We start from the raw sequence: 23,972 nt of genomic DNA, 5'->3' as shown, positions 1-23,972 counted from the left end.
CTGGAAGCGGAACATCGGGCGACCCTTATGTGGTAAGCAACACCTTCACGGAAGTAGACGGTAGCGTCACGAACGAGATACAGGATTTGAGCATCAGTGGTAATACACTTAGTTTAAGCAGTGATGCTACAACGGTTGATTTAAGCGGCTATTTGGACAATACCGATGACCAAACTGCGTCTGAGGTGACTATCTCGGACGCTGGGGGCAATTTTACTGCAACAGACGTAGAAGGAGCCTTATCGGAATTGGCGGCAGCCAGCACCGATGACCAATTAGCTTCGGAAGTGGATTCTGATGCGCCAGTGGATGTAGATGGAGACGGTGTGACAGATGATACAGTTGAAGATGTAATACAAGCAATCGCACCTATTACATCGAAGGCAGCACGGATTTTCTATCCCCCTTCTATAGCAATTGATGCTTCTGTATTAGTGAATAATGCAACAGTAGACCTTTATCAGGAATATCTAGATCAATACGGTGGTTCGGCAGCAAACTTTACCGCGAGCGCAGGTGCACCAGGAACTGTTCCTACCTACGGAAGAACAGAACTATATTACTATGTAACCTTTGCAGATCCGGCAGTCCTCAACATCGATCTTATTGATGCAAACGGTAACATGCAATACGATGTAATTGGTACACCTCCGGATTACAACTCCTTGATCAATGTGGTATTCGTAGTAAAGTAATCCGCTAAAGACCCAAATCGGTTTGAAAATAATCAATCAACATACAGCCATATTCCTGGGCATTGTTTTTACAATGTTCGGGATGTTGGTGTCCAATGCCCAGTTTTTGCTACAGGCACCCAACTCCACCGATGAGAACAATTATCGCTGGTACGAGGCCTCGGATACCGGTACCGTTTTGGGTACTGATTTTTTCTACGAAGTAACCGCACCGGGTATTTACTTTGCCACCTATGATGGAACGCTTTGCGGCTCCAATGCCACTGGCTATTTCATCGTTACGGATTGTAACAATCCAGATAATCAGGTAACCCTGGATATCACCAATAACGTAAGTGGAGGGGCTACGGTAAGCTGGTCGCCTGCGGTCAGTGGAGACCCCACAAGGCCCATCGTTACGGCTACGGATGCCGTGGTGAAATATACGGCTACGGTGACCAAGGCCGGTAATGATTTTGCCTTGCCCAACTTTACCGTTGTTTGTCTGCCCCAGGCCGCAAACTTGGTAGATGATGTCGTTTCCTTGGACGAGGATACATCGGTAATAGTGGATATCTATGCCAATGATTCGGATTTACCCAATCCGGGTACTTTGACCACGACGTCGCCATCCAATGGTACGGTCACTATAGATGACAATGGCACACCCAATAATCCTTTGGACGATGTGCTAACCTATACGCCGAACCCAGATTTTAATGGTGCGGACAATTTTGATTACACCGTCTGCAATAGTTTTGGCGATTGTAGTATGGCGACCGTGACTATAGATGTGCTCCCTATTGTGGATACTTTTGATGATACTATCGCCATTTTGGTGAACGAAATTAGGGTCATCGATGAGTGGGCATTGAACGACAACGATATTCCAACGCTAGGAACCTTCAGTATTACACAGCCTACAAACGGATCTGCGACTATTGATGATAATGGTACGCCCAATGATCCATCGGACGATACCATTACTTATTTCCCCAACAATGATTTTGTAGGATCGGATGCTTTCGAATATACATTATGCGACGATGCAGGAAACTGCAGTACGTCAACGATTACTATAATCGTAAGTCCGTCCAATACCGATTTGGATAGTGACAACGACGGCATACTCGATAGTTTTGAGGACCTTAACTTGGACGCCGATAATGATCCCGCTACCAATCCAACGGATACCGATTTGGACGGCTACCCCGATTATCTGGACATCGATAGTGACAATGATGGTATCCCGGACAATGTGGAAGCACAGACAACTTCAGGATACATCGCCCCAAGTGGTACCGATGCCAATGGAAATGGTGTGGACGATGCCTATGAGACTGGTGGAAACCTAGGATTGTTCCCAATAGATACCGATGGGGATAGCCTGCCCGATTACTTGGACGATGACAGTGATAATGACAACGTACCTGATAGTATCGAAGCACACGACCAAAACCATGACGGTATAGCCGATCTAACCTTGTTCGGGTCCGATCAGGATGGAGACGGTCTGGACGATGGTTACGAAGGAAGCAATGTCAATGATATAGACGTGAACGATGAGTTGGACGATCCTTATGGACAATTACCAAATACGGATAGTGATTTGGAATCCGACTATCGTGACACCGATGATGATGACGATGGCATCGAAACCATCGACGAGGATTTGAATGGTGACGGTGATTATAGCAACGATGATTCGGACGGTGACGGTACGCCAAACTATTTGGATAGTGATTTGGGCGAATTATCGGAACAGATAGAAGTATTCAACGTTATCACACCCAATGGTGATGGTGTACACGATGTGCTTCGTATAGATGGTCTAGAAAATTTCCCCAACAATACCATCAGAATTTACAATAGATGGGGCGTATCCGTCTTTACCACAAGGGCTTACAACACGGAGGGTAATGTTTTTGACGGAACTTCCCAGGGTAGGGTTACTGTTGATCAAAGTAACAGGTTACCAGTAGGAACGTATTTCTACATCTTGGATTACGAAGAGCCTAACGGTACCATGAAACAGCTCTCAGGCTACATATATATTAATAGATAGAAGGATGTTGGACATTAAATTTTTAAAACCTAAGCGTGGCTTTTTACCAAAAGGTCTTTTAATCCTAGTATTTATTTGGAGCGGGAACTCCTTGTTCGCACAACAGGATGCCCAGTATACCCAATATATGTACAACACGGTAAGTGTGAATCCTGGTTACGCCGGGTCTAGGGGTCAAATAAGTATTGCCGCCTTGCACCGCTCCCAATGGTTGGGATTGGAGGGGGCTCCCACAACACAAACTTTCAACATTCATTCTCCTATTGGTTACAATGGATTGGGCTTGGGACTATCCATCGTTAACGATAGAATTGGCCCCACCTCAGAAACTAATTTTGATATCGATTTTAGTTATACGCTCACATTGGCCGAGGAAAGTAGATTAAGTTTCGGATTGAAGGCAAGTGCCAATTTATTGGATATTCGTTTTTCGGAACTCAACCAGTTTACGACGGACCAGACACTTCAGCAAGATATAGACAATCGACTTTCGCCAAACGTTGGAGCCGGTATTTATTATCACACGGAAAAATTCTACGCTGGACTTTCCGTTCCCAGAATTTTGGAAACATCCCATTTTCAGGAATCATCTTTGAGTACTGCCAAAGAGCAAATGAACTTTTACTTTATTACGGGGTACGTCTGGGATTTAAACCCCATGTTGAAATTTAAGCCCACGTTACTTACCAAGGTCGTTCAAGGAGCGCCGTTACAGGTAGACCTTTCGGCCAATTTCATGTTGAATGAACGGTTCATTTTAGGAGGTGCCTATCGATGGGATGCCGCTTTCAGTGGTATGGTGGGATTTAATATAAATGGCAATTTTTTAATAGGTCTAGCCTATGACCGCGAAACTACGGAACTTGGAAATGCGGCGTTCAATGACGGTTCATTCGAAGTAATCCTTAGATATGATTTCATTTCAAGTAAGAACAACCTTAAATCTCCAAGGTTCTTCTAAAACCGAATTTTTCGCGCTTTCTTGCATCTGATTATTTTTTTATAGGCCATGCTTCGGCTATGGTCAACACAGGATTGTAATTATTCAAATCAATTCTATTTTATTTACATGGGTGTTCATGAATCTTCGATTTCGTCAATAGCCATCTCGGCGTGCATTAAGACTTTTTAAGTCTCATTTCTTATTTTTTTCCTAAAGCCTTCGAACAGTATAGCGCAAAGGGCTTATTTTTACTGAATGAAGGAAGAAGAAGTAATTCTAGTTGATAAAGACGATAATCCAAGGGGAACCATGCCAAAAATGGAAGCCCATGAAAAAGCCGAGTTACACCGGGCTTTCTCCGTTTTTGTTCTCAATGACAAAAATGAAATTATGTTGCAGCAAAGGGCGGCCCATAAATACCATTCCCCATTGTTATGGACCAATACCTGTTGCAGCCACCAAAGGGTAGGGGAGTCTAATTTGCAAGCGGGAAAGCGAAGGCTCCAAGAGGAAATGGGGTTTGAAACCAATTTAAAGGAACTTTTTTCTTTTATCTATAAAGCACCTTTTGATAATGGATTGACGGAGCACGAACTTGATCATGTCATGATCGGATATTTTAATGATGTTCCAAATATCAATAAAGATGAAGTCGCGGATTGGAAATGGATGACGCCCAAAGCGATTAAATTGGATATGGTGGAGCACCCGGAAATCTACACGGCTTGGTTTAAGATAATTTTCGAGAAATTTTATCAGCATTTAATCGATAATCTAGTTGAAAATGAAAGTTAAGGTAAGCCGAAAAGCACATTTTAATGCGGCCCATAGGCTTTATAGGCCGGATTGGGAAGATTCCAAAAATTGGGAAGTGTTTGGAAAATGCAATAATCCCAGCTTTCACGGGCACAACTATGAATTGATTGTTAGCGTTACCGGGGAAATCGACCCAGAAACTGGTTTTGTAATGGATATGAAGGAGTTGAAAGACCTTATAAAGGAAAAAATCGAAGATGCTTTCGACCACAAGAATCTGAACGTGGAAGTGCCTGATTTCAGGGAATTAAATCCTACCGCAGAAAATATTGCCGTTGTTATATGGAACAGGTTGCGACCCAGTATAAAAGACAACAAGGAATTGGAGGTTGTTCTCTATGAGACGCCCAGAAATTTTGTCACATACACCGGATAATGGCTTGCCTTCAAAACGTAATCCATAATACAGTATTGAATTATTAAGTTTTTTCCTACTTCTTCAAATAATTTAGTTGTTCCCTTCGTTACGATAATGGAAACTTTTTAATCAAAAAATGAATTTATACCCCTTAAAATTTAATCCCATACTCAAAGAAAGGCTTTGGGGAGGAACCAAATTAAAAGAGCTCTTTGGGAAACCCAGTACAAGTGAAATTACAGGGGAAAGTTGGGAGCTTTCCACTGTTTCCGGAGATGTTTCGGTTGTATCAAACGGTGATTTTGCAGGTACTTCCTTACAGGAATTGATCGATACATATCCCACAGAGCTTTTAGGGAAAAGTGTTGTGGAACGTTTTGGAACGGATTTTCCTATACTGATCAAATTCATAGATGCCAAACAGGACCTTTCCATTCAGTTGCACCCCAACGACGCATTGGCAAAGGAACGGCATAACTCTTTTGGCAAAACGGAAATGTGGTACATTATGGATGCCGATCCCGGAGCCGAATTGATCGTAGGCTTTAATAAGGACGTGTCAAAGCAGGAATATGAAAATAGTCTGGAAAATGACACTTTGTTGGATTTGTTGAACTATGAAAAAGTCCGGGAAGGAGATACGTTTTTCATAAATACCGGTAAAATCCACGCGATTGGCGCAGGGGTTCTTTTGGCCGAAATCCAGCAGACATCTGATGTTACCTATCGTGTTTTCGATTTTAATAGAAAGGACAAAGAAGGCAACTTACGGGAATTACATACGGAACTGGCCTTTGATGCCATCGATTATGAAAAGAAGGACGACTTTAAGGTGTCCTACCCAAAGGAAAGGAATGCGGTGAACGCAATGGTTGACTGTCCGTACTTTAAGACCAACTTTTTGGATTTGGACAAGGATATTGTTTTTGATATAAAGCATCGGGATACCTTTACCATTTTCATGTGCGTAGCGGGTACGGCCACGATTGGGAACGCGTTTGGTAAAGTAACTATTCAAAAAGGGGAAACTACTTTGCTACCGGCCAATTCGGATCAAATCGAAATACGTACCAAAGGCACCAAACTATTGGAAGTTACAATTTAGGCAAATACAATTATTCAACGGTTTAATTGTACTTTTGTATAAAATTATAAGATATGGCAAGTATTAAAAATTTGAAAAAAGATATAAATAACGTCCTTGGGGATATTATTGAAGGGGTTTATATAGTGGAAGCAACGAACGGTGGTGGACCTTCAAAAGAGGGAACTGCCATTATCGATGGTGCCATTAGCACTTTTGATGAACTGATATCCAAGGTAAATCAAGCCGATATTGAGAACAAAAAGGTACATTTTAATGGTATCAGAACAGAATTGGAAACTAAGGCAAATAAATTGGTCGACCAATTGAACAGCATGGCTGAATAGATTCCTTCTAACTTAAATAAAAAAGCATCCTTAAGGGATGCTTTTTTATTATTGATCCGATTCCAATAATTGCTTCAAGTCCTTGCCGTATTTGGAATTGGCCACTTCGGGAGGAAGACTTCTATAAATGGAATCCAGATATTTTATGTTTGCATCGGGAATTTCTTTTGCCGCAATATATGGGGCAATGTAGGAATCCGTATTGTTCAAAGCATAGTTTATGGAATAGGCATACGCGCGCTGAGTGTTTCTGGTACCTACGCGTTCTAAGGAATCAATGGTATTTTGGTCTGCATTTGCCTGTAATTGGGATGCCTTCAGCATAATCTCCATATTCCTTAAATTAAGGTTGGATAGTGCCTTTTGATATTCCTCGAGTTTTTCGTGCGTTGGAGATCCCTTTATTTCGGCCGTAGTGTCAAAAGTATTCCAGTCCGTATTAATGGTAATGGTACCTGGTTCGGCAAAAAAAGTTATCCGGTCGTTGATCACATTGTTATCCTTCTTATTTAGATACAGATAATAGATTTCCGGACTTTCCAATTCCGCTGAAAGACTGAAAGTTCCTTCACCATCAATTTCAAGGGAATCCACCGTTACAAGCGTTGTATCTATCAGGTGCTGCAAATAAAGCGTTCCCTTTTTTAAACCTCGAACCTTTCCATTTACCACAAGGTTGGCTTCCGTATCGCTTCCGCAGGAAACAAAAAATACAGCAATGAAGATATAGGCTAATTTTTTCACGTGTTATTTTATTCTTTTTAGGTTAGTTGAAACATCCATAACTATCGATTCCAATTCTTGGACATGGATGTTCCGTTCAAAATGATTCAGGGGGCAAATATCATTAAATTTTCAAAGAAAATACAATTCAAAAAGTAAATACTACAAACTGGAAGCTACCTCCATAAGATAGGCACATAACAGTGCGCCTGCCGTACCTACCACATAGCCCAAAACGGCCAATAAAACCCCCACCGACGTTAAGGACGGATGGAATTCCGCTGCAACAACCGGTGCAGAAGCAGCGCCTCCCACATTGGCCTGGCTACCTACCGCCAAGAAAAAGTAAGGGGCCTTTATAAGTTTGGCCACTAAAATTAGCAATAAGGCATGGATAGCTATCCAAACAAAGCCGATGGCGATAAGGCCGGGGTTTTCCAAAACCTTACCCAAGTCCATTTTCATGCCAATCGTTGCCACTAGAATATAGATAAACATACCACCAATTTTACTCGCTCCGGCACCTTCATAGTTCTTAGCTTTTGTAAATGACATGGCAATTCCCGCACAGGTAGATAGTACTACCATCCAAAAGAATCCCGATCCCAAAAAGGAAAGAAAACTTTTTTTGTCGCTTATAGCCTCAAAATTTGATGTTAGGAATTCGCTAATATGGTCTCCAAAAAAATGGGAAATTCCCACAGCTGTAAATGCTATACATAACATAATCATATAATCCTGTAGTGTTGGTACAAGGGTAATTTTTTCCGTAAACTCCGTTACCTTTAGCTTTAAGGTCTCAATGGCCGATGTATCGGCCTTAAGCCACTTGTCGATACTTTTCGTTTTGCCCACACCTAAAAGAATGACCGCCATCCAGATATTGGCGACTACGATATCGATTAGAACCATTCCCCCATATTTTTCTGGGTTGTACTTAAAAATTTCAAGCATAGCGGCCTGATTGGCCCCGCCTCCTATCCAGCTTCCGGCGATAGTAGCTAGCCCCCTCCAAACGGCGTCAAAATCGTTTCCGCCCACCGTTTCCGGAGAAAATATGGAAACCAGCAAAATAGCCAATGGACCGCCTACTACAATGCCCAAACTCCCCGTTAAAAACATGATCATTGCCTTTGAACCCAAATTACTGATGGCCTTAAGGTCGATACTTAAGGTCATCAATACCAGGGCAGCGGGTAAAAGATACCTACTGGCCATGAAATAAAGATTGGAAATATCGTCCGAAATCAATCCCGCACTGGCCATAAGTGCCGGTAAAAGGTAGCACATAAGCACGGCCGGGACGACGGAATAGAATTTTTGCCAAAATCCGGTCTTGATGCCTGAAGTATAAAATATAAATCCAAGCGCAAGGGCCAAAAGACCAAAAACTACGGTATCGTTCACGATCAAGGGCTGGGGTATGGGGTTTTCCATAATACTATTCCTTCAGCACCAAATATACTTAAATTAGTAGATGTTGTTCAATGTATTTGGCGACCCCATCATCGGTATTGCTGGCGGTAACAAACTTTGCGATTTGTTTTACTTCCTCCCTTCCATTGGATACGGCAACGCCCCACCCCACGTTGCTCAACATTTCCAAATCATTATAATTGTCGCCAAATGCAATGACATCCTCCAAAAGCTCCCCGTTACGCAACAGTTTTTGTATGGCCGTTAGTTTGGATACGGATTTAGGTGAAATTTCGATAAGGGTATCGTTAGATCGGTATACATTAATTTCTTTACCAAAATCTTCTTGTAGTATTGGCATTAATGCATCAGAGGTGGGTTTTGTACCCATCAACATGATTTTATGTACCCCACTTTTTTGGGTGGTCCATTGTTCCAGAGTGGCTTGGGTCGGTTGAAATACCGGGCTCGTCTTGGTATATTTTATTTCTTTTTCGACCCTTTCAGACATTCTGGGTACATGCCATTCGTCAAAGGCATATAGGCCCAGTTCCGTCCTGTTCGCTTCACAAACTTCATGGATTTTACCTACCATATCCATTGGAATGGTTACCGAGAGCAGTTCCTCATCCCCATCCAGCACCAGTGCGCCGTTGAAACAGACAATGGGCTGTTCCAAGATGCCCAGGTCTTTTTGGATGTAGTACATGCCATTGGGCATTCTTGCCGAGACCAAAATGATTCTGGCTATTTCCTTGATTCTACTGAATTGGGAAATGGTGTATTTTGAAACATCGCTTTTAGTGGACAATAAGGTTCCGTCCAGATCAGAGCAAAGCAATTTGAAATTCATATCAAATATTTAACCAGTAAGATAATTTTAAATTTACAGACCTGAATTTTGGCTCGAATTGACTTACGGCATAGTTATCATTGTATACTATAAACAAGTCTGAAAGGGGTGCGAATCGCCATTGTAACCGGGAATTGATGCCCAAGTTATCCCGCTGATTACTATACTGAACCAAGGTTGACCAGAATATGGATTTACTAAAGGTAAGGTCCATCCGTGGACTAACCAGCCAAATATTGGCACTTGAATAGGGCAGCGGCAGATTTATTTGGTCATAATTGAATTGAAGAGAAATGGATGCCTTTGGTTGAAACCGCATGGTCATGGAGCCTTCCATGGAAAATCGGTTTCCATTAAAAAACCGGCCTATGGTAGATTGTAAGTCGTAGGAGAAAAGCTTTCGCTGATCGGATTGATAGCCGGCCTGGACACTATTGTAATGATAGTTTTGATTGGCCGGGAGCGGTATGGCACCTTCGGTCCGCGTTGGATCAAAAGTATCAAAAAGGAAGGTGAACGTGTTTGTGTATTCTATCTGTGCCTGCGATTGATTATTGAATTGGACTTGATAGCTATATTGAAGGTCATAATCCGTATTTTTAAAATCCATACTGGGGCTCCAACGTATATTTGTAAATGACCGTAGCGTATGGTTCTGGACAATACCTTTTCTTGGCCAGAATACCCGCTCTAAACTAAAGAGCGTCTTAAAAAGATCGGTTCTTCGCACAAAACCCAGATCTGAACGAAAGTCCTCATCTATAAAAGTACCTTTGGCGAATACATTTAATTTTCTGGTATTATATCGAATTAGAGCACTAGAAGCAAAGTTTCCCACATTATCATCAGGTTGAAAGGATTTATGGGTTATGAATGATCCATTCCAAGTATTATCCTTGGATGCCAGATTATAATCCACTCCTAAAACACGATTGTATTCATCTTCCCGTTCTACAAAATCATAATTTTTGAACGATTCCTTATTTATAAAAAATACTCCTATGTTAGACCGTGAGAAAACACGCTGTTGCAATGCCAGCATCGTATTATTGTTCGATGGGATCCTGTTTTCCAGATCTTCCGCCGTCTGTATGTTCAATACCCCAACCCTGAGATCGTTGGTCAGCTTTCCACTCAGCCGAACGCCGCCAATTATATTGTTCTCAATGGTATTCCCAACGGTATCCCTAGCGATACCAATACGTCTTGAAAAAAACGGACTAAAATCAAAACCGTTTCCAAAACTTGCAAAGAGATCATTGTTGTCTATGAAAAATTGACGACGTTCCGGTAACGCAATTTCAAAACGGGTAAGGTTGGTAATAAAATTATCCACCTCTACGGTAGAAAAGTCGGGGTTTATAGTGAGGTCTAGATTTAAGCTGTTCCCAATGGATACTTTGGCATCTGCACCTACCTTAAAATTGTCCAGGTTTTCACCATTGTCAAAGTCCCTGGCACTAATTCCGTTTACATAGGGTATAATCGCAAAAGGAGTCCTGGATTTGCCAAGAGGCTTCTCAAAAAGGATTTCTCCCATAAAGGCAAGATTATAAATAAGTTGGTTCTGGGGAATCCTTGTCCAGGTGCTGCGTTCGTTGGATTGCGTTTCAATGCGGTACGAATTGAAACGCCATTTGGTAGCACCTTCCTCAAACTTTAGAGAGGTGAGGGGAATGACCATTTCTGCCGTGAAGTAATCATCATATATCTTGGCATTGCCTTTCCACTTTACGTCCCAGGAAAGATTAAAATCGTCCTGCGAAGCGCCCCCGTTTGCAATGAGACCTTCACGGCGTACGCCATAAGGGTTGATTCCAAATGAAAAAGCGTTGGTGCCATCATTGAAGGTATCAAAAACAAGCGTAAAGCTATCACTTCCACTTCCTCTAAAATCTCGCTGCAATGATTGCGTGGCGTAGTTTTTTCCGCTGGAATAGGCCTTGATTCCTACGTATAAATTCCTTTCGTCATACAGAATCTTTATTTGCGATTGCTTTTTGGCCTGAATGGAATCCAAAGGAAAATACTCCCAAAAATCTTCCGCCGCATCGGCCATGGCCCATATGGGTTCTTCCAATAGGCCATCAGGAGTGATTTCCTCGGTAATGAACTTGACGGTGATCTGTTTCGTATGGTCTTGACCTAAGACATACATCGAAATGATACATACAAGAAAGTTTAGCGTAAATTTTTTGGTAGAATTTTTGGACATTCTTCGGTTTTTAATCGGTTTGGAGAAAATACTGGGCACGACCCGTTATATGTTCAACCAATAGGTGAGTTTTAAGTTTATGGACCTGTATTTTGGTTCGATGATATTTACCGAGTAGTTGTCGTTATAAACAATGAACAAGTCTGAAAGCGGTGCAAAACGCCATTGTAGCCTTGAATTTATGCCCAAATTGTCCCGTTGGTTGCTGTACTGAAATAGCGTAGTCCAGAAAACCGACTTACTGAACGTAAATCCAAACCTAGGGCTTACCAACCATAGGTCCGCACTGGGATAGGGATTGGGCAAGGTGATTTTGTCATAATTCACGTTCAACCCAATTCTTACTTTGGGCTGGATACGTAAGGTAGCCTCCCCGCCAATGGAAAACCGTTCCCCGTTGAAAAAATTCCCTAAGGAGGATTCTCCCTGAAAGGCAAAAACATTTGCCTCATTGGATTGGTAGCCTACCGTAAAGGTTCCAAACCTATATTCTTGGTTGCCTGGAAGTTCTACGGCACCTTTGGTCCCTGTTGGGTCGAACGGTTCAAATAGATATATGTAACTGGAGGTATAGCCCGCACCAAACTCCGTGAAATTCTTCAATACGAAATTGTAATTGGCCTGTAGATCATAATCGGCCAGTTGGTAATCCAGGGAGGTGCGCCAGTTGGAAATGGCAAAAAGTTCCAGTCCATGGTTGTTGATAGTACCCGTTTTGGGCCAATATAGGCGTTCAAGACCGGAAACGGCCTTTATGATATCCGTTCTGGGAATAAAACCCAAATCGGATCTGAAATCGGCATCGATATAGGCCAGATCTACAAACGAGTTCCAATATCTTGAATTATAGCTCAGAAGGGCTCCGGCGGAAATGTTACCTTCATTATCCCCAGGTTGAAAGGATTTATGGAGGTAATATTTTCCAGACCATACATTGTCCGCACTGGCCAAGTTATAATCCACTCCAAGGACCCTGTTATAGGCATCATCCGGCGATAAAAAAGGTTCATCCCCAAAGGCCTGCCTATTAAGAAAGAACATGCCTATGTTAGATCGCGCGAACACTTTCTGTTGTAGCGCTAGCATCATATTATTATTGGATGCCACTTCCTGTTCCTCGTTTCTGGCCGTTTGGATGTTCAATAGGCCTAGGCGCAAGTTCTTGTTCAGTTTACCACTGAGCCGAACGCCACCTAAAATGTCGTTCTGCACCGAATTTCCCAAGCGGTCCGTGGCGATACCGATACGTCGGGAAAAAAATGCGTTGGAATGCCTTCTACTGCCAAAATCCCCAAAAAGATCATTATTATCTATAAAAAACTGACGCCGTTCTGGCAGGGATACCTCAAAACGGGTGAGGTTGGTGATGATGGCATCTACCTCCACATTGGAGAAATCCGGATTTACGGTAACATCCAGGTTCATTCCGTTCCCTATGGCTATTTTGGCATCGCCGCCAACTTTCAACGTTGTATTACTGACATCTGAATTGAAATCCTTATCTGACAAGAGGTTCACATAGGGAATCAATGCCAATGGGGTCCTGGATTTTCCCAAGGGCTTTTCAAAATACATATCGCCCATAAAGGCCAAGTTGATAACACTTTGGTTCTGTGGGATGACGTACCAATTGCTGCGCTCGTTGGACTGCATATCAAAGCGATAACTTTGGAAACGCCACTTGGTCTCACCCTCGGCAAATTTTAGGGAGGTCAAGGGAATGGCCATTTCGGCGGTGTAATAGTTATCGTATATTTTTGTTTCAGCCTTCCATTTTACGTCCCAGGAAGTCGTAAAGCCGCTTAGGTCCTGCCCACCTCCCGAAATAAGGACTTCGCGACGAACACCATAAGGGTTTATTCCAAAAAGAAAGGCGTTTGTTCCATCATTGAAGGTATCAAAGACCAAGCTTATATTGTCATTTCCACCTGCCCTAAAATCACGTTCCAGGGAGGGTATTACGTAATTTGAGCCCGGGGTGTGAACGGTCATACCTATATAGAGGGTCGTGTCATCCGTTAGCATACGGATATCTGTTTGGTATTGGGCCGGTACATCATCCGATGGGAAATACTGTTGAAATTCGCCCGCGCTTTGCGCAAAGGTCCATACAGGCTCGTCCAAAATACCATCCAATTGTATTTTTTCGTTCGTGTACTTTACAGTGAAGGATTTTTCTGGAGTTTGGGCGTAAAGTGAAGCGCCTGTAAGCAACAGTGCTACTATACTTTTTAATTTGGTCATTTTGGTTTGGAAACTTTGGCTAACAAAGTTAAAGGTTTGTACCGTTAAAAAAACCCTAAAAAACTATTCCTTTTTTTTCTTGGGTTCTCTTTTCGCATCTTTTAGGCATTGCATCAACATCCACTCAATTTGACCATTGGTACTACGGAACTCGTCCGCGGCCCATTTTTCGATGGCGTTGAGCATGTCCTCGTTTACCCGCAATGCAAATGCTTTTTTCTTACTCATATTCCTGTTTACTGTCCATCAGCAAATAAAATGACCCTTGGGATATTCAAATTCTTGATTCAAACTTAATGCGTTCAAAATTAAGTCAATAGCTTAATCTTTACACATTTACTATTATAGAGGTATTTGACTTACCATGACAAATCCCTCGATGAGGGTTTCATCGGTTTTTGTCCCTTTCAAATACGATACGGCTCCGGTCATGGTCCAAATCTACGACCCTCCATCCCTGTCTGCCATATTCGTTTAGGGTGTCCTCCAAACGTTGGTTATTATTGGCTAGGCCTACGGACCAGCTTATTACTTTATATTCTTTCACAAATTTAAATTTTAGTAATTCCCTGATTAATATTATAAATTGACTATTAGTTATAAATCACAACCTTGTTTGGCCTCGAGCCTTTCGTTTTGCTGCGCAAGGTGCGTTCAAAGAAAACATGTTTTCTTTTCACCCAATGCTCAGGATAAACAAAAGTCAAGAGGTAATTAACCTATTGCTCCAATATGAGGTCTCAACTGCGCTCGACCAGACATTATAGTGTGTATATGATTAGTTGGTTACATCCAATTATAACTATAAAATTAATATTCATTAGCTATCGGGAATACACAATAATATTCAGGAAAAACACATGTCAGTGATTTAACGTACCAGCATTTACGATGGGTGATGCATCCTTGTCGGAACATAGGACTACCATCAAATTGCTGACCATAGCGGCTTTGCGTTCCTCGTCCAAATCTACCAATTCCTTTTTACTCAGTTCATGCAGCGCCATTTCTACCATACTTACGGCACCTTCCACAATTTTATGCCTTGCCGCCACAATGGCCGTGGCCTGTTGTCTTTTTAGCATGGCATTGGCTATTTCCTGGGCGTAGGCCAAATAACCTATACGTGCTTCCAACACCTCGATACCGGCCATGGCCAACCGCTCCTGTACCTCCGTTTCCAAAGCTTCGCTCACTTCGTTGACACTGGAGCGTAAGGTGATATCCTCATCCAAACCTTCGTCCGCAAAGTTGTCATACGGATACATACTTGCCAATTTTCGTACGGCGGCATCGGTCTGTACCCTCACAAAATTCTGATAGTCGTCCACATCAAAAGCGGCTTTGTAGGTATTCGTTACCCTCCAGACCAAAATGGTACTGATCATTACGGGGTTCCCCAATTTGTCATTCACCTTCAATCGTTCGCTATCGAAATTGCTGGCGCGTAAGGAAATCTTCTTTTTGGTGAAAAAGGGGTTTACCCAAAAGAATCCGTTCTTCTTGATGGTGCCCACGTATTTCCCAAACAACAACAGGACCCTGGAACCATTGGGGTTCACCAAAACAAATCCACCAAGACTTAGGACTGCTAGTACAATTAGAAAAATACCCAAGTAAATTCTCAATAGAGCAATGCCCCCAATGATAAGCCCTAGAACAACTAAAATCATTACATAGCCATTGATAGGGCTATAGTTTTTTTCGTTTGACATGGTATATGATATTAAAATGATATCATAAATATATCAAAAAAAATTAAAGTCGGCCTTTTTTTTCCAATTAATCTTGCCCTTTAAATTTCCGGGTCTTTTTCTTATTCGGGTTTTTAAAGAGTCTTTTGAAGAAGCCATCCCGTTTTATTGGTTCACAATCCAACATTTCTTGAACGCGCCCGCTTGGTGCGGGAAATCTTGCTCGGGTTATGTGGTTGAATTGTTCGTCCTTGTTCATTTTTTGCAATAATAGGGCGTACATTGGCAATGCCGCATTGGCACCTTGGCCGATAGATGTATTCCTAAATCCAATTTCATGATGGTCCAGACCTACCCATGTTACATGCAAAAGGTTTGGTGAAAGGGCAACAAACCAGGCATCCTTATTATTTTGCGTGGTTCCCGTTTTTCCTGCTATATCGTTTGATAGTTTATACGTAGACCGAATCCGTGAAGCGGTTCCAGAATTTATAGTCGATTTCATCATTTCCATCATAATTTGTCCGTTTTCGGCCGAAAAGGCGGCATTTTCACTTTTTTTCGGTTCAAAGCTTGCCAGAAGGGAATCCTGTTGGGTAGTGATGGTTTTTATCAATAAAGGTTTCACAGATCTACCCTCATTCATATAACTGGTATAGGCTTTTGCCAATTCAATCAATTTGATTTCTCCCGTACCAAGGGCGATGGAGGGTTCGCTCGGTAGTCTTTCTTCGATTCCCATTTTTTTCGCAAGGGCAAGTACTTCATCGACACCTGTTTTTTCCATAACCTTCACGGCAATCGTGTTAACGGATTTGCTAAGTCCCTCCTCCATGGAATAATTGAGGTAGGCCTCATCGATGTCTCCGGAATTACTTGGGGACCAACCTTTTAAATTTTCATATTCTACTTCCTGAGCTGAAAAATAAGTGCAGGGTTCTATCCCCTGTTCTAGAGCCGCGGTGTAAACGAACGGTTTGAACGTGGAACCGACTTGGCGTTTGCTCTGGGAAATATGGTCGTACTTAAACTGCTTGAAATCCACCCCGCCGATCCATGTGAGCACTTCACCGGTTTTGGGATTAAGGGATATGGAGCCTGTGTTCAAAAACTTCATGTAGTGCTGTATGCTGTCCATGACACTTAATTCCTTTTCCGTTTCTTCCTCCCAGGAGGTTATCGTCATTTTTCGTTTGCTATGTTGCAGGCTGTCAAAAATTTCATCATCGGTGAAGCCTTCTTTTTTTAGGTTTTTATAAGCTGTACTTCTTCGGGCTACCGTTTTTATGAGGTTTTTATCCGTTAACCATGGGGCATTTTTTCCGTAACTTTTTTCAAAATCGCTTTGCAATCGGCCCATATGCTCCACCATACTTTGCTCCGCCAGTTGTTGCATTTTATAATTTAGGGTGGTATACACTTTTAGGCCCGATGTATAAATGTTGTATTCCTTTCCTTCCTCATTTTGTGTTTTGGTCCACTCCAGTAATTGCTTGCGTACTTCTTCCCGAAAATAAGGTGCCAAGCCCGAACTATAATCGTAATCCCTATAATCCAAACCGATATCCAGTTGTTTGAGGGCATCATATTCCGTTTTCGAAATAAAATTGTTCTTGACCATCGTGGATAAGACCAGATTTCTGCGTTCCCTGCTTTTTTCCGGGAATATTCTTGGATTGTAACCGTAGGTAGCCTTCAGCATGCCTACGAGCGTAGCTGCTTGTTCCACCGATAGGTTTTTTGTTCGGGTATTGAAAAATTTTAAAGCGGCACTTTCAATGCCAAAGGTGTTGTCGCCAAAGGAAACGGTATTTAGGTAATGGGTAAGGATTTCATTTTTATCGTAGATATCCTCCAATCTGCCGGCAATGATCATTTCCTTGATCTTATCGACCACGATATTTGTTTGCTTCCTGTCCCTCCTAGGATACAGGTTTTTTGCCAATTGCTGACTGATGGTACTTCCTCCTCCAGACGATTCGTCACCCAAAAGTATGGTCTTTATACCTACCCTGAACAGACTTGGGTAATCCACTCCGGAATGTTCATAAAAGCGCTCGTCTTCAATGGAAATGAGGGCCTGTAAAAGGTGTTCCGGGAATTCATCAAAAGTAATGGGCTGTCTGTCGTTGAGGTAATATTTTCCGATCAAGACGCTATCCGCCGTAAATACCTCTGAAGCCACTTGGTACTGAAAATTGGAGAGTTCCTTTTTATTGGGGACACTTCCCCAAGCTCCCAAATAGATGCTACCCACAAAAATTACCGTCAATACCAGGAATCCCGCGATTCCTACAAAAAAATACCTGAGAAACGGCGGTTTGATTTTACTTAGTATCTTTTTTATTCCCTGCATGGGTGCAAGTTCCCACTTAAATTTAAGCTGACCTGACTTTTAACAATACCTTAAAACTTGTTGCCCTATTTTTGCCAAAACCGAATTCCATGAAGAAGTTCACGTTCATTTTACTGGTCGTTATACAATCCGCTTTCGCCAATGACGCAATCTGGTCCAAAACCGGGCATCGGGTGGTGGGCGATGTGGCCCAGGACTATTTGAGTAGAAAGGCAAGAAAGGCCATTGATGCCCTACTGGATGGCCAAAATTTGGCAGCCGTTTCCAATTTTGCCGATGAGATCAAGGCCGATAGAAAATACAGTGAATACAGTGCCTGGCATTATGTCAACTTCCCAGCGGACAAGGAATACAGGGACGTTGAACCCAGTGAATATGGGGATTTGGTCATAGGAATCAACAAGTGCATTGAAATATTGACTTCGCAGGAAAGTTCCAAGGAGGACAAGGCTTTTTACTTGAAATTTCTGGTGCACCTTATTGGGGATTTGCACCAACCGATGCATATTGGTAGGCTAGAGGACAAAGGAGGAAACGACATCCAGTTGCAATGGTTTGGAAGGGGCAGTAACCTACATCGGGTATGGGATTCCAATATGATTGACGACTATGGAATGAGTTTTACGGAGCTTTCAAACTCCTTACCAAAGCTTACCAAGCAGCAGGTGAAGCAAATTCAGCAGGGCGATACCTATGATTGGATCGAGGAGACCCAGGAAATTACGAACGAAGTCTATGATTCCGTAGCAGTGGGTGAGAAATTGGGGTATCAATATAGTTACCGATGGTGGGGCACTGTTGAAAACCAATTGTTAAAAGGGGGCATACGATTGGCGGCGGTCCTGAATGATATTTTCAAATAGAACTAAACTATCTTTTTGAAATTTTGTTTCCGCTAATGTTCTTCTGACGGGAGCTCTTGAATCGTCCGGACACATTTTCGCGTAAATTTCGGTGTTTGGTGGCCCTTCCCTGAACCCTTTTACGCCACATGCGAAAACTACTGGGTTTCATTTCCCTGCGCATGATCTCTATGGTTTCCTGTTCACTTATACCAAACTGGAAGGTGATGGCCTCAAACGGAGTACGGTCCTCCCAGGCCATTTCTATGATTCGGTCCAATTCCCTTTCTGTAAATTCCTTTGACATAACAATACAAATATACAAAGCCTAAGGCAAAAAGGGTTTGGCATGACCTTTGAAAATATGTTGCTTAGGTAGAAACCCCAACGAGCAGATTAGTATTGGTATGCCCTGGTATTAAAGATGGTCGGTCTACAAAAAGGCATAAAAAATAGGTCCTCTGGGCCGATTTTTTTATTTGATTATCCTAAACGTCAGGTTTATCCGTTCCCCAATAGGTTTGGCCGTTTTTGGAATCTGATGCTTCCAAGTATGTTGGGTCTCACCCTGCATCACCAACAAACTGCCATGCTCCAATATCATTTTGTGCTTTGCAGAAGGGTCTATGTTGTGTTTTAGATGGAACATGCGTTCCGCACCTAGACTCACTGATGCAATTACAGGGTTTTTACCCAGTTCCTTTTCATTATCGGCGTGCCAACCGTTACTATCCTTGCCATCCCTATATAGATTTAGTAAACAAGTAGTAAATTCTGGGGAAACATACTTTTCTATTTCCGATTTTATTTCCAATAAAACTTTACTGAAACGATGGGGTTTCATGGTAATGTTGGAATAGGAGTAGGGCCTTCCATTATTTCCATACAATGCGGTAAGTCTTGGCTGGGCGTAAAACTTTCCGAATACTTTAATATCATCCTGTTGCCAGGGTGTTTCAGACCTTAACTTTTTGAAATAGGTATCCGCAATTTTACTAGGAATAAAATTTGGGTAATATCGTATATCACAATCGGGCAAATCCAATTGTGAGTTTTCCTTGTTTTCTGGCATCAGACCAAAACGGCTTTTAGCTCATTCCTATATTCACTGGGATTCTGTCCCGTAAATGCTTTGAACGACTTATTAAAGTGGGAAAAGTTGTTGAATCCACATTCAAAACAGACTTCCGTGATGCTCATGGGTTTTTCCGCCAATAATTTAGAGGCATGCACCAAGCGGTATTCATTTACAAATTGTACAAAGGTTTTATTTGTAAGCTTTTTAAAGTATCTGCAGAAAGACGGAATGGTCATGCTCACCATGGAAGATATTTCCTCCAGCGTTATTTCTTCCTTGAAGTTGTTCTTTACATGATTGAAAACGATGTTGATGCGGTCATTGTCCTTGACATCGGTTGCCAAGGAAAAACCATCCGCATTCAGGAGTTTCATTTCTTGTGAACCGCCCAATTCGTTCAGAATGTTCAGAATACTCAAAAGACGTTGGAAATCGGTCTGATATTCCAGCACCTCCATTTTATCGCCTATTTTTCTTTTGGTCTTCCCATAAAAGGCGATTCCTCCACTCGCTATTTCAAACAACTTTTTGATTTTCTTCATTTCGGGAATGGTAAAAAAGTCGGTACCCAAAAAATCGAGCTTCATCTGTACGACGGTTTCACTGGTATTGCCCGTGAGTGCATCGGTAAAACCGCAATGGGGAAGATTACTGCCTATCAATATAAGATCGCCATCGGTATAATAGGAAACATGGCTACCTATTTGGCGCTTACCGGAACCGCCGTTTACATAGACCAGTTCCAATTCTGGATGGTAATGCCAAACATTGTTCTTGTTCACCCGGTGCTCATCGAACCTTTGATAGGTAAACGAATGCCCAAAATCTGGTTCAATAGCCTCAAACGTAGGTTTTTGTGTAATCATCTATTTGGTGTTTACTAATGTAAAGTTAGATAACCTTTTTTGCAGGTCACTTTGCAAAATTAACCCAAATATGTGGAAAATTAACATTACTATATTAAAAGTGTGTTAAGGTTGGTAAAATAGCACATAAATCGGAAAAATCCGCTGTAGTGGCAACGACATATCGGGTGTATGTTTGTATCGTAAATTATTAATTAATCCTTTAAAGTAATTTATTATGAAAACAATTGTAAAAATCACAACCGTAGTTGCCTTTATGTTCGCTACAGTAGCGGGTATGGCAAGAGAGCCCAAATTGGACGTTGTTACCCTAAGTAACTCCAAAAGTGTCCTATTGACCTTGGACGCACTGGACCAAAGTGTCACTGTTAGGCTTTTGGATTCGGATTCTAATAGTATCTATTTCGAAAAACTTTCAAAAGGTCGTTTCAGTAAAAAACTGAATTTGAAAGATTTGGTAGATGGGTATTATTATTTGGTAGCCGAAAGCGGACTAAAAAGCAACATGTACACCATTTCCTTGAAGGATGGTATCATCGAGATCATCGACTCTGAGGTAGATGCCAAACCTTTTTTTAGAAAAACAGAAAATAGGGTCTTCATGAACTTTTTGAACTTGGATAAATCTGAGATTTCCTTAAAAGTTTATGACCAAAACTATAGATTGGTGTTCTCCGAAACCGTATCTGATAAACTTATTGTAGAAAAGGCCTTTAACTTTCAAGGAGCCTATCCGGGAAGTTATATGGTAGTAGTATCCGATGATACCAAAACTTACAGTGAAGAATTTGTTGTTAATTAAGTTGGTTTAAGTTAATTTCAAGAAAAGGGGGCTGGAGAGCCCTCTTTTTGTTTTTATACGTTTAGGTAAGCGTACGCCCAGTACATCAAAAGGAATTGCAACGGAATGCGCAGTAATAATAACCATTTTGGAAATCCGGCCGATTCCTTTTCGCCCTTGAGCATATAAAAGTGGACCAACAAAAAAACCGATAACATGGCCATAATTCCATAAATAGCTAAATCTTTGGTTTCCTGAAAGCATAGTCCAATGCCCAAAAGGATTTCAAATACGCCACTTAGGAGTACCAAAAATTTTGGAGAGGGTAGATAGTTGGGCATGACCCGCAAGTATATTTTGGGCCGTATAAAATGCATGAGGCCTGCGAACACATATAGCGCGGCCATCAAGTACAAGTGCCAAGGAAAATGAAGTTCCATTAAAGGTATTTTTGCATTCTTTCCTTTTTATACAGGGGTACTGCCGGATTGTCCATAAACCTTTGCAGCAAGTCCTTCGGCTTTTCTTTTAGGAACATCAGTTCATAGAATTCCTGGACCGTTAAGGTGTTCTCCGATTGTTGAATCAATTTCAGTTCATCGCCCATACGTACTTCCCCTTCCTCCAGAATTTTCACATACGTTCCGGGGTGATTCTGATCGATGAATTCTTTCAGGATTTGTTGGGTGCCAAAGCGGATTCCCAACTTGTAACATGGTTCCCTGGGCTGGGAAACCTGAACCAGGGCACTACCCATTTTATAAACGTTCCCTATACGTATTTGGGACTCATCCAATCCGGTAATCGTCAAGTTTTCCCCGAACATCCCCCAATTCCATTCATGGTTAGGGTATTTTACCTTCCAAAAAGGGTACTGATCCGCGGAAAAAAGATAACAGGCCTTGTTCTCCCCCCCATGGTTTACCCTATTGATAATCGTATCCTTCTGAACATCGCTTTTGGTCAAGAACAATTTTTCAGATGTGGGAAATTTAAAAATGCCCGTCTGTTCTTCGGTGCCGTTCCAAACAAAGGTTCTAGGCTCGTTGCAGATATTGGTGGAGATTATCTTCATTGTGTGAAGATAAAAAAAACCACCAGAAGAAATCTGGTGGTTTACAATTTTACTGGATAGTTGCTATACTTCCTTTTCCAACTTTTTGGTAAGATAGAAACCTAACAATAATCCAATTCCGGCCATTAAAAATATGGATCCGGGATAGGCAACACTCTCTTCGACTCCCAAACTGTAGACCATAATCGAAGCTAAAAAGATTGCACAACCAATTCCTATGAGCAGAAGGGAAAGGTTTAAGATTAGGATTTTCCAAAAGGGCGCGGCATGTTCCTTTTTTGTTTTTACAAAAATACTGGCATCGGCACCTTTTTCTATAAGAGCCATGCGTTCTTTGTTTCTAGTTGAAAAGAATAAATAGGCTATTCCAAAAATAACCCCAAAGATTAACGTGAAAATAATTACTTCTCCTCCCATTGATTTGTTTTTTAATTGATAAATAAACTGTTTACTTCTTTGACGACGATAAATTTCCATAGGTTACAATTTTTTTAGTTTTTCTTTAAAACTGTAACCTTTGCCTAAAGCAGTTCGTCCAATAAATGTAAATGAACAAGCCTAGCGACCAACTATTGATAGAACGTGCCCAAAAAAGGGATATATCCGCTTATGAAAAATTAGTGGATAGATATAAGCATATGGTCTTTACTTTGGCGCTAAGGTTGGTTGGAAATAGGGAGGATGCGGAAGAGGTAGCACAAGATACCTTTATAAAGGTATATAGTGCATTGACTACATTTAAAGGAGAGAGCAAGTTCTCTACCTGGTTATATAAAATAGCCTATAGAAAGGGTCTTGATTGTCTTAAAAAACATAAATCGCAGCCCCAAACGAAAGGTTTTGATATGCAAGATACATCTGCCTTGTACCTATCTCCGGAAATATGGAATAAAATAGAAATAAAAGAAAGAAGAAAGACAATAAAAAGGGCTATAGAGGAACTGGATAATGAAGATAGTGTATTAATAACCCTATTTTATTATCAGGAGCTTTCCCTTGTTGAAATTTCCGAAATAATAGGTATTGAAGCCAACACCGTAAAGGTGAAAATACATAGGGCCAGAAAAAAATTGGCATTAATTTTAAGAAATTCACTAGAACCGGAAACAATTCATAGCTATGAAAGAACAAGAAGATAAAGTATTGGATTTATTCCTAAAAAACGCAATCAAAGAGCTAAGACATGAAGAAGTTTCTGAAAATTTTAATGAAAGACTGTTTCAAAGGATAGCACAATTAAATACAAAAGAATTAAAATACAAGCCTTTAATATCCAAAACAGTGTGGTTCTCACTTGCGCTTGTACTCATAGGCCTTTTAGGATTTGGATTCATTATGGAGCCAAATACCAACTTTTGGCTTTTTTCTTTAAAATACAATACAATTGGTAATCTAGATTTTTTTGATGTCCGATTGAGAGAAATCAAGTGGAATTCGTCCAGTTATGCTGTGCTAGGATTCGTCATTTTTATCTTGTTTCAAATTCTTTTTTTAAAGCATTATTTTTCTAAACACAGGGTGATAATCTAAATATGGGGATTT

25 protein-coding genes and 1 pseudogene are annotated in these 23,972 nt (G+C 41.4%); 11 read left to right on the top strand and 15 right to left on the bottom strand.

Annotated features, from left to right (window positions below; all coding sequences use genetic code 11):
- The 7 genes and pseudogenes from FEK29_RS17995 to FEK29_RS15135 all read left to right on the top strand — a co-directional run.
- Positions 1-695, top strand: a pseudogene (locus FEK29_RS17995) (hypothetical protein); the annotation flags it as partial.
- A 73-nt stretch (positions 696-768) separates the two neighbouring features.
- On the top strand, positions 769-2,739 hold the full coding sequence (locus FEK29_RS15160; protein WP_138259285.1) for a T9SS type B sorting domain-containing protein: 1,971 nt from the start codon (positions 769-771) through the stop codon (positions 2,737-2,739).
- A 4-nt stretch (positions 2,740-2,743) separates the two neighbouring features.
- On the top strand, positions 2,744-3,700 hold the full coding sequence (locus FEK29_RS15155; protein ID WP_138259277.1) for a PorP/SprF family type IX secretion system membrane protein: 957 nt from the start codon (positions 2,744-2,746) through the stop codon (positions 3,698-3,700).
- A gap of 237 nt (positions 3,701-3,937) precedes the next feature.
- On the top strand, positions 3,938-4,477 hold the full coding sequence (gene idi / locus FEK29_RS15150; RefSeq protein WP_138259276.1) for an isopentenyl-diphosphate Delta-isomerase: 540 nt from the start codon (positions 3,938-3,940) through the stop codon (positions 4,475-4,477).
- On the top strand, positions 4,467-4,874 hold the full coding sequence (locus FEK29_RS15145; protein ID WP_138259275.1) for a 6-pyruvoyl trahydropterin synthase family protein: 408 nt from the start codon (positions 4,467-4,469) through the stop codon (positions 4,872-4,874). The genes idi and FEK29_RS15145 overlap by 11 nt, the downstream gene beginning before the upstream one ends.
- Before the next feature lie 118 nt (positions 4,875-4,992).
- Entirely contained in the window at positions 4,993-5,961 is a 969-nt protein-coding gene (locus FEK29_RS15140; protein ID WP_138259274.1) for a type I phosphomannose isomerase catalytic subunit, read from the top strand.
- A gap of 53 nt (positions 5,962-6,014) precedes the next feature.
- Positions 6,015-6,287, top strand: a complete 273-nt coding sequence (locus FEK29_RS15135; RefSeq protein ID WP_138259273.1) for a hypothetical protein — start codon at positions 6,015-6,017, stop codon at positions 6,285-6,287.
- 48 nt (positions 6,288-6,335) lie between these two features.
- Here the strand turns inward: FEK29_RS15135 and FEK29_RS15130 are convergent, their stop codons facing one another.
- The 9 genes from FEK29_RS15130 to FEK29_RS15090 form a co-directional block, all read right to left on the bottom strand.
- Entirely contained in the window at positions 6,336-7,031 is a 696-nt protein-coding gene (locus FEK29_RS15130; protein WP_138259272.1) for a DUF4369 domain-containing protein, read from the bottom strand.
- A gap of 141 nt (positions 7,032-7,172) precedes the next feature.
- A complete protein-coding gene (locus FEK29_RS15125) occupies positions 7,173-8,447 on the bottom strand; it encodes a DUF819 family protein (RefSeq protein ID WP_138259271.1) in 1,275 nt (424 codons plus the stop codon).
- A gap of 28 nt (positions 8,448-8,475) precedes the next feature.
- Positions 8,476-9,279, bottom strand: coding sequence for a Cof-type HAD-IIB family hydrolase (locus FEK29_RS15120; RefSeq protein ID WP_138259270.1), 804 nt, complete (start codon positions 9,277-9,279; stop codon positions 8,476-8,478).
- Between the two features lies 1 nt (position 9,280).
- Positions 9,281-11,494, bottom strand: a complete 2,214-nt coding sequence (locus FEK29_RS15115; RefSeq protein WP_138259269.1) for a DUF5916 domain-containing protein — start codon at positions 11,492-11,494, stop codon at positions 9,281-9,283.
- A 45-nt stretch (positions 11,495-11,539) separates the two neighbouring features.
- Complete coding sequence (locus tag FEK29_RS15110; protein WP_138259268.1) at positions 11,540-13,738, bottom strand: DUF5916 domain-containing protein; 2,199 nt, start codon at positions 13,736-13,738, stop codon at positions 11,540-11,542.
- Between the two features lie 63 nt (positions 13,739-13,801).
- Positions 13,802-13,966 (bottom strand): Arc family DNA-binding protein, encoded by a 165-nt coding sequence (locus FEK29_RS15105; RefSeq protein WP_138259267.1) that lies wholly within the window; start codon positions 13,964-13,966, stop codon positions 13,802-13,804.
- A gap of 160 nt (positions 13,967-14,126) precedes the next feature.
- Entirely contained in the window at positions 14,127-14,285 is a 159-nt protein-coding gene (locus FEK29_RS15100) for a DUF4177 domain-containing protein (RefSeq protein ID WP_138259266.1), read from the bottom strand.
- Between the two features lie 316 nt (positions 14,286-14,601).
- Positions 14,602-15,453: an SPFH domain-containing protein gene (locus FEK29_RS15095; protein WP_138259265.1), complete on the bottom strand. Its 852-nt coding sequence runs from the start codon at positions 15,451-15,453 to the stop codon at positions 14,602-14,604.
- Between the two features lie 67 nt (positions 15,454-15,520).
- Positions 15,521-17,788 (bottom strand): transglycosylase domain-containing protein, encoded by a 2,268-nt coding sequence (locus FEK29_RS15090; protein WP_138259264.1) that lies wholly within the window; start codon positions 17,786-17,788, stop codon positions 15,521-15,523.
- 89 nt (positions 17,789-17,877) lie between these two features.
- Between FEK29_RS15090 and FEK29_RS15085 the strand changes: the two genes are divergently transcribed.
- Entirely contained in the window at positions 17,878-18,651 is a 774-nt protein-coding gene (locus FEK29_RS15085) for a S1/P1 nuclease (RefSeq protein ID WP_138259263.1), read from the top strand.
- A gap of 7 nt (positions 18,652-18,658) precedes the next feature.
- Here the strand turns inward: FEK29_RS15085 and FEK29_RS15080 are convergent, their stop codons facing one another.
- The 3 genes from FEK29_RS15080 to FEK29_RS15070 all read right to left on the bottom strand — a co-directional run bounded on the left by FEK29_RS15080 (position 18,659) and on the right by FEK29_RS15070 (position 20,574).
- Positions 18,659-18,937, bottom strand: coding sequence for a TIGR03643 family protein (locus tag FEK29_RS15080; RefSeq protein WP_138259262.1), 279 nt, complete (start codon positions 18,935-18,937; stop codon positions 18,659-18,661).
- 168 nt (positions 18,938-19,105) lie between these two features.
- On the bottom strand, positions 19,106-19,702 hold the full coding sequence (locus FEK29_RS15075; protein WP_138259261.1) for an alpha-ketoglutarate-dependent dioxygenase AlkB family protein: 597 nt from the start codon (positions 19,700-19,702) through the stop codon (positions 19,106-19,108).
- Complete coding sequence (locus FEK29_RS15070; protein WP_125223991.1) at positions 19,702-20,574, bottom strand: AraC family transcriptional regulator; 873 nt, start codon at positions 20,572-20,574, stop codon at positions 19,702-19,704. The genes FEK29_RS15075 and FEK29_RS15070 overlap by 1 nt, the downstream gene beginning before the upstream one ends.
- A 217-nt stretch (positions 20,575-20,791) precedes the next feature.
- On the opposite strand from FEK29_RS15070, the gene FEK29_RS15065 reads away from it, so the two are divergent.
- On the top strand, positions 20,792-21,376 hold the full coding sequence (locus FEK29_RS15065; protein ID WP_138259260.1) for a hypothetical protein: 585 nt from the start codon (positions 20,792-20,794) through the stop codon (positions 21,374-21,376).
- 53 nt (positions 21,377-21,429) lie between these two features.
- Here the strand turns inward: FEK29_RS15065 and FEK29_RS15060 are convergent, their stop codons facing one another.
- From FEK29_RS15060 to FEK29_RS15050, 3 genes are all read right to left on the bottom strand, one after another.
- The gene (locus FEK29_RS15060; RefSeq protein ID WP_138259259.1) at positions 21,430-21,795 is read right to left on the bottom strand and encodes a DoxX family protein; all 366 of its coding nucleotides are present in this window, start codon (positions 21,793-21,795) and stop codon (positions 21,430-21,432) included.
- The gene (locus FEK29_RS15055) at positions 21,795-22,430 is read right to left on the bottom strand and encodes an MOSC domain-containing protein (RefSeq protein WP_138259258.1); all 636 of its coding nucleotides are present in this window, start codon (positions 22,428-22,430) and stop codon (positions 21,795-21,797) included. The genes FEK29_RS15060 and FEK29_RS15055 overlap by 1 nt, the downstream gene beginning before the upstream one ends.
- A 63-nt stretch (positions 22,431-22,493) precedes the next feature.
- Positions 22,494-22,847: a DUF6249 domain-containing protein gene (locus FEK29_RS15050; protein ID WP_138259257.1), complete on the bottom strand. Its 354-nt coding sequence runs from the start codon at positions 22,845-22,847 to the stop codon at positions 22,494-22,496.
- A gap of 131 nt (positions 22,848-22,978) precedes the next feature.
- Here FEK29_RS15050 and FEK29_RS15045 point away from each other — a divergent pair, with 131 nt between their 5' ends.
- Together FEK29_RS15045 and FEK29_RS15040 are read left to right on the top strand one after the other, a co-directional pair.
- A complete protein-coding gene (locus FEK29_RS15045; RefSeq protein ID WP_138259256.1) occupies positions 22,979-23,569 on the top strand; it encodes an RNA polymerase sigma factor in 591 nt (196 codons plus the stop codon).
- Positions 23,550-23,960: a hypothetical protein gene (locus FEK29_RS15040; protein ID WP_138259255.1), complete on the top strand. Its 411-nt coding sequence runs from the start codon at positions 23,550-23,552 to the stop codon at positions 23,958-23,960. Before FEK29_RS15045 ends, FEK29_RS15040 begins: the two co-directional genes overlap by 20 nt.
- The last annotated feature ends 12 nt before the right edge of the window (positions 23,961-23,972 follow it).

Source organism: Maribacter aurantiacus (assembly GCF_005780245.1).
In the GTDB taxonomy this organism is placed as follows: Bacteria; Bacteroidota; Bacteroidia; order Flavobacteriales; family Flavobacteriaceae; genus Maribacter; species Maribacter flavus.
Note: the sequence above shows the minus strand (reverse complement) of the source record. Positions and strands in the feature narration are given on the sequence as shown.

Excerpts from the sequence above, each read along its gene's own strand:
- FEK29_RS15135 (WP_138259273.1), top strand. The coding sequence starts at position 6,015 with ATGGCAAGTATTAAAAATTTGAAAAAAGATATAAATAACGTCCTTGGG.
- FEK29_RS15060 (WP_138259259.1), bottom strand. The coding sequence starts at position 21,795 with ATGGAACTTCATTTTCCTTGGCACTTGTACTTGATGGCCGCGCTATAT.
- FEK29_RS15145 (WP_138259275.1), top strand. The coding sequence starts at position 4,467 with ATGAAAGTTAAGGTAAGCCGAAAAGCACATTTTAATGCGGCCCATAGG.
- FEK29_RS15085 (WP_138259263.1), top strand. The coding sequence starts at position 17,878 with ATGAAGAAGTTCACGTTCATTTTACTGGTCGTTATACAATCCGCTTTC.
- FEK29_RS15155 (WP_138259277.1), top strand. The coding sequence starts at position 2,744 with ATGTTGGACATTAAATTTTTAAAACCTAAGCGTGGCTTTTTACCAAAA.
- FEK29_RS15115 (WP_138259269.1), bottom strand. The coding sequence starts at position 11,494 with ATGTCCAAAAATTCTACCAAAAAATTTACGCTAAACTTTCTTGTATGT.
- FEK29_RS15090 (WP_138259264.1), bottom strand. The coding sequence starts at position 17,788 with ATGCAGGGAATAAAAAAGATACTAAGTAAAATCAAACCGCCGTTTCTC.
- FEK29_RS15140 (WP_138259274.1), top strand. The coding sequence starts at position 4,993 with ATGAATTTATACCCCTTAAAATTTAATCCCATACTCAAAGAAAGGCTT.
- FEK29_RS15110 (WP_138259268.1), bottom strand. The coding sequence starts at position 13,738 with ATGACCAAATTAAAAAGTATAGTAGCACTGTTGCTTACAGGCGCTTCA.
- FEK29_RS15045 (WP_138259256.1), top strand. The coding sequence starts at position 22,979 with ATGAACAAGCCTAGCGACCAACTATTGATAGAACGTGCCCAAAAAAGG.
- FEK29_RS15070 (WP_125223991.1), bottom strand. The coding sequence starts at position 20,574 with ATGATTACACAAAAACCTACGTTTGAGGCTATTGAACCAGATTTTGGG.
- FEK29_RS15050 (WP_138259257.1), bottom strand. The coding sequence starts at position 22,847 with ATGGGAGGAGAAGTAATTATTTTCACGTTAATCTTTGGGGTTATTTTT.
- FEK29_RS15095 (WP_138259265.1), bottom strand. The coding sequence starts at position 15,453 with ATGTCAAACGAAAAAAACTATAGCCCTATCAATGGCTATGTAATGATT.
- FEK29_RS15105 (WP_138259267.1), bottom strand. The coding sequence starts at position 13,966 with ATGAGTAAGAAAAAAGCATTTGCATTGCGGGTAAACGAGGACATGCTC.
- FEK29_RS15125 (WP_138259271.1), bottom strand. The coding sequence starts at position 8,447 with ATGGAAAACCCCATACCCCAGCCCTTGATCGTGAACGATACCGTAGTT.
- idi (WP_138259276.1), top strand. The coding sequence starts at position 3,938 with ATGAAGGAAGAAGAAGTAATTCTAGTTGATAAAGACGATAATCCAAGG.
- FEK29_RS15080 (WP_138259262.1), bottom strand. The coding sequence starts at position 18,937 with ATGTCAAAGGAATTTACAGAAAGGGAATTGGACCGAATCATAGAAATG.
- FEK29_RS15040 (WP_138259255.1), top strand. The coding sequence starts at position 23,550 with ATGAAAGAACAAGAAGATAAAGTATTGGATTTATTCCTAAAAAACGCA.
- FEK29_RS15075 (WP_138259261.1), bottom strand. The coding sequence starts at position 19,702 with ATGCCAGAAAACAAGGAAAACTCACAATTGGATTTGCCCGATTGTGAT.
- FEK29_RS15160 (WP_138259285.1), top strand. The coding sequence starts at position 769 with ATGTTCGGGATGTTGGTGTCCAATGCCCAGTTTTTGCTACAGGCACCC.
- FEK29_RS15120 (WP_138259270.1), bottom strand. The coding sequence starts at position 9,279 with ATGAATTTCAAATTGCTTTGCTCTGATCTGGACGGAACCTTATTGTCC.
- FEK29_RS15055 (WP_138259258.1), bottom strand. The coding sequence starts at position 22,430 with ATGAAGATAATCTCCACCAATATCTGCAACGAGCCTAGAACCTTTGTT.
- FEK29_RS15065 (WP_138259260.1), top strand. The coding sequence starts at position 20,792 with ATGAAAACAATTGTAAAAATCACAACCGTAGTTGCCTTTATGTTCGCT.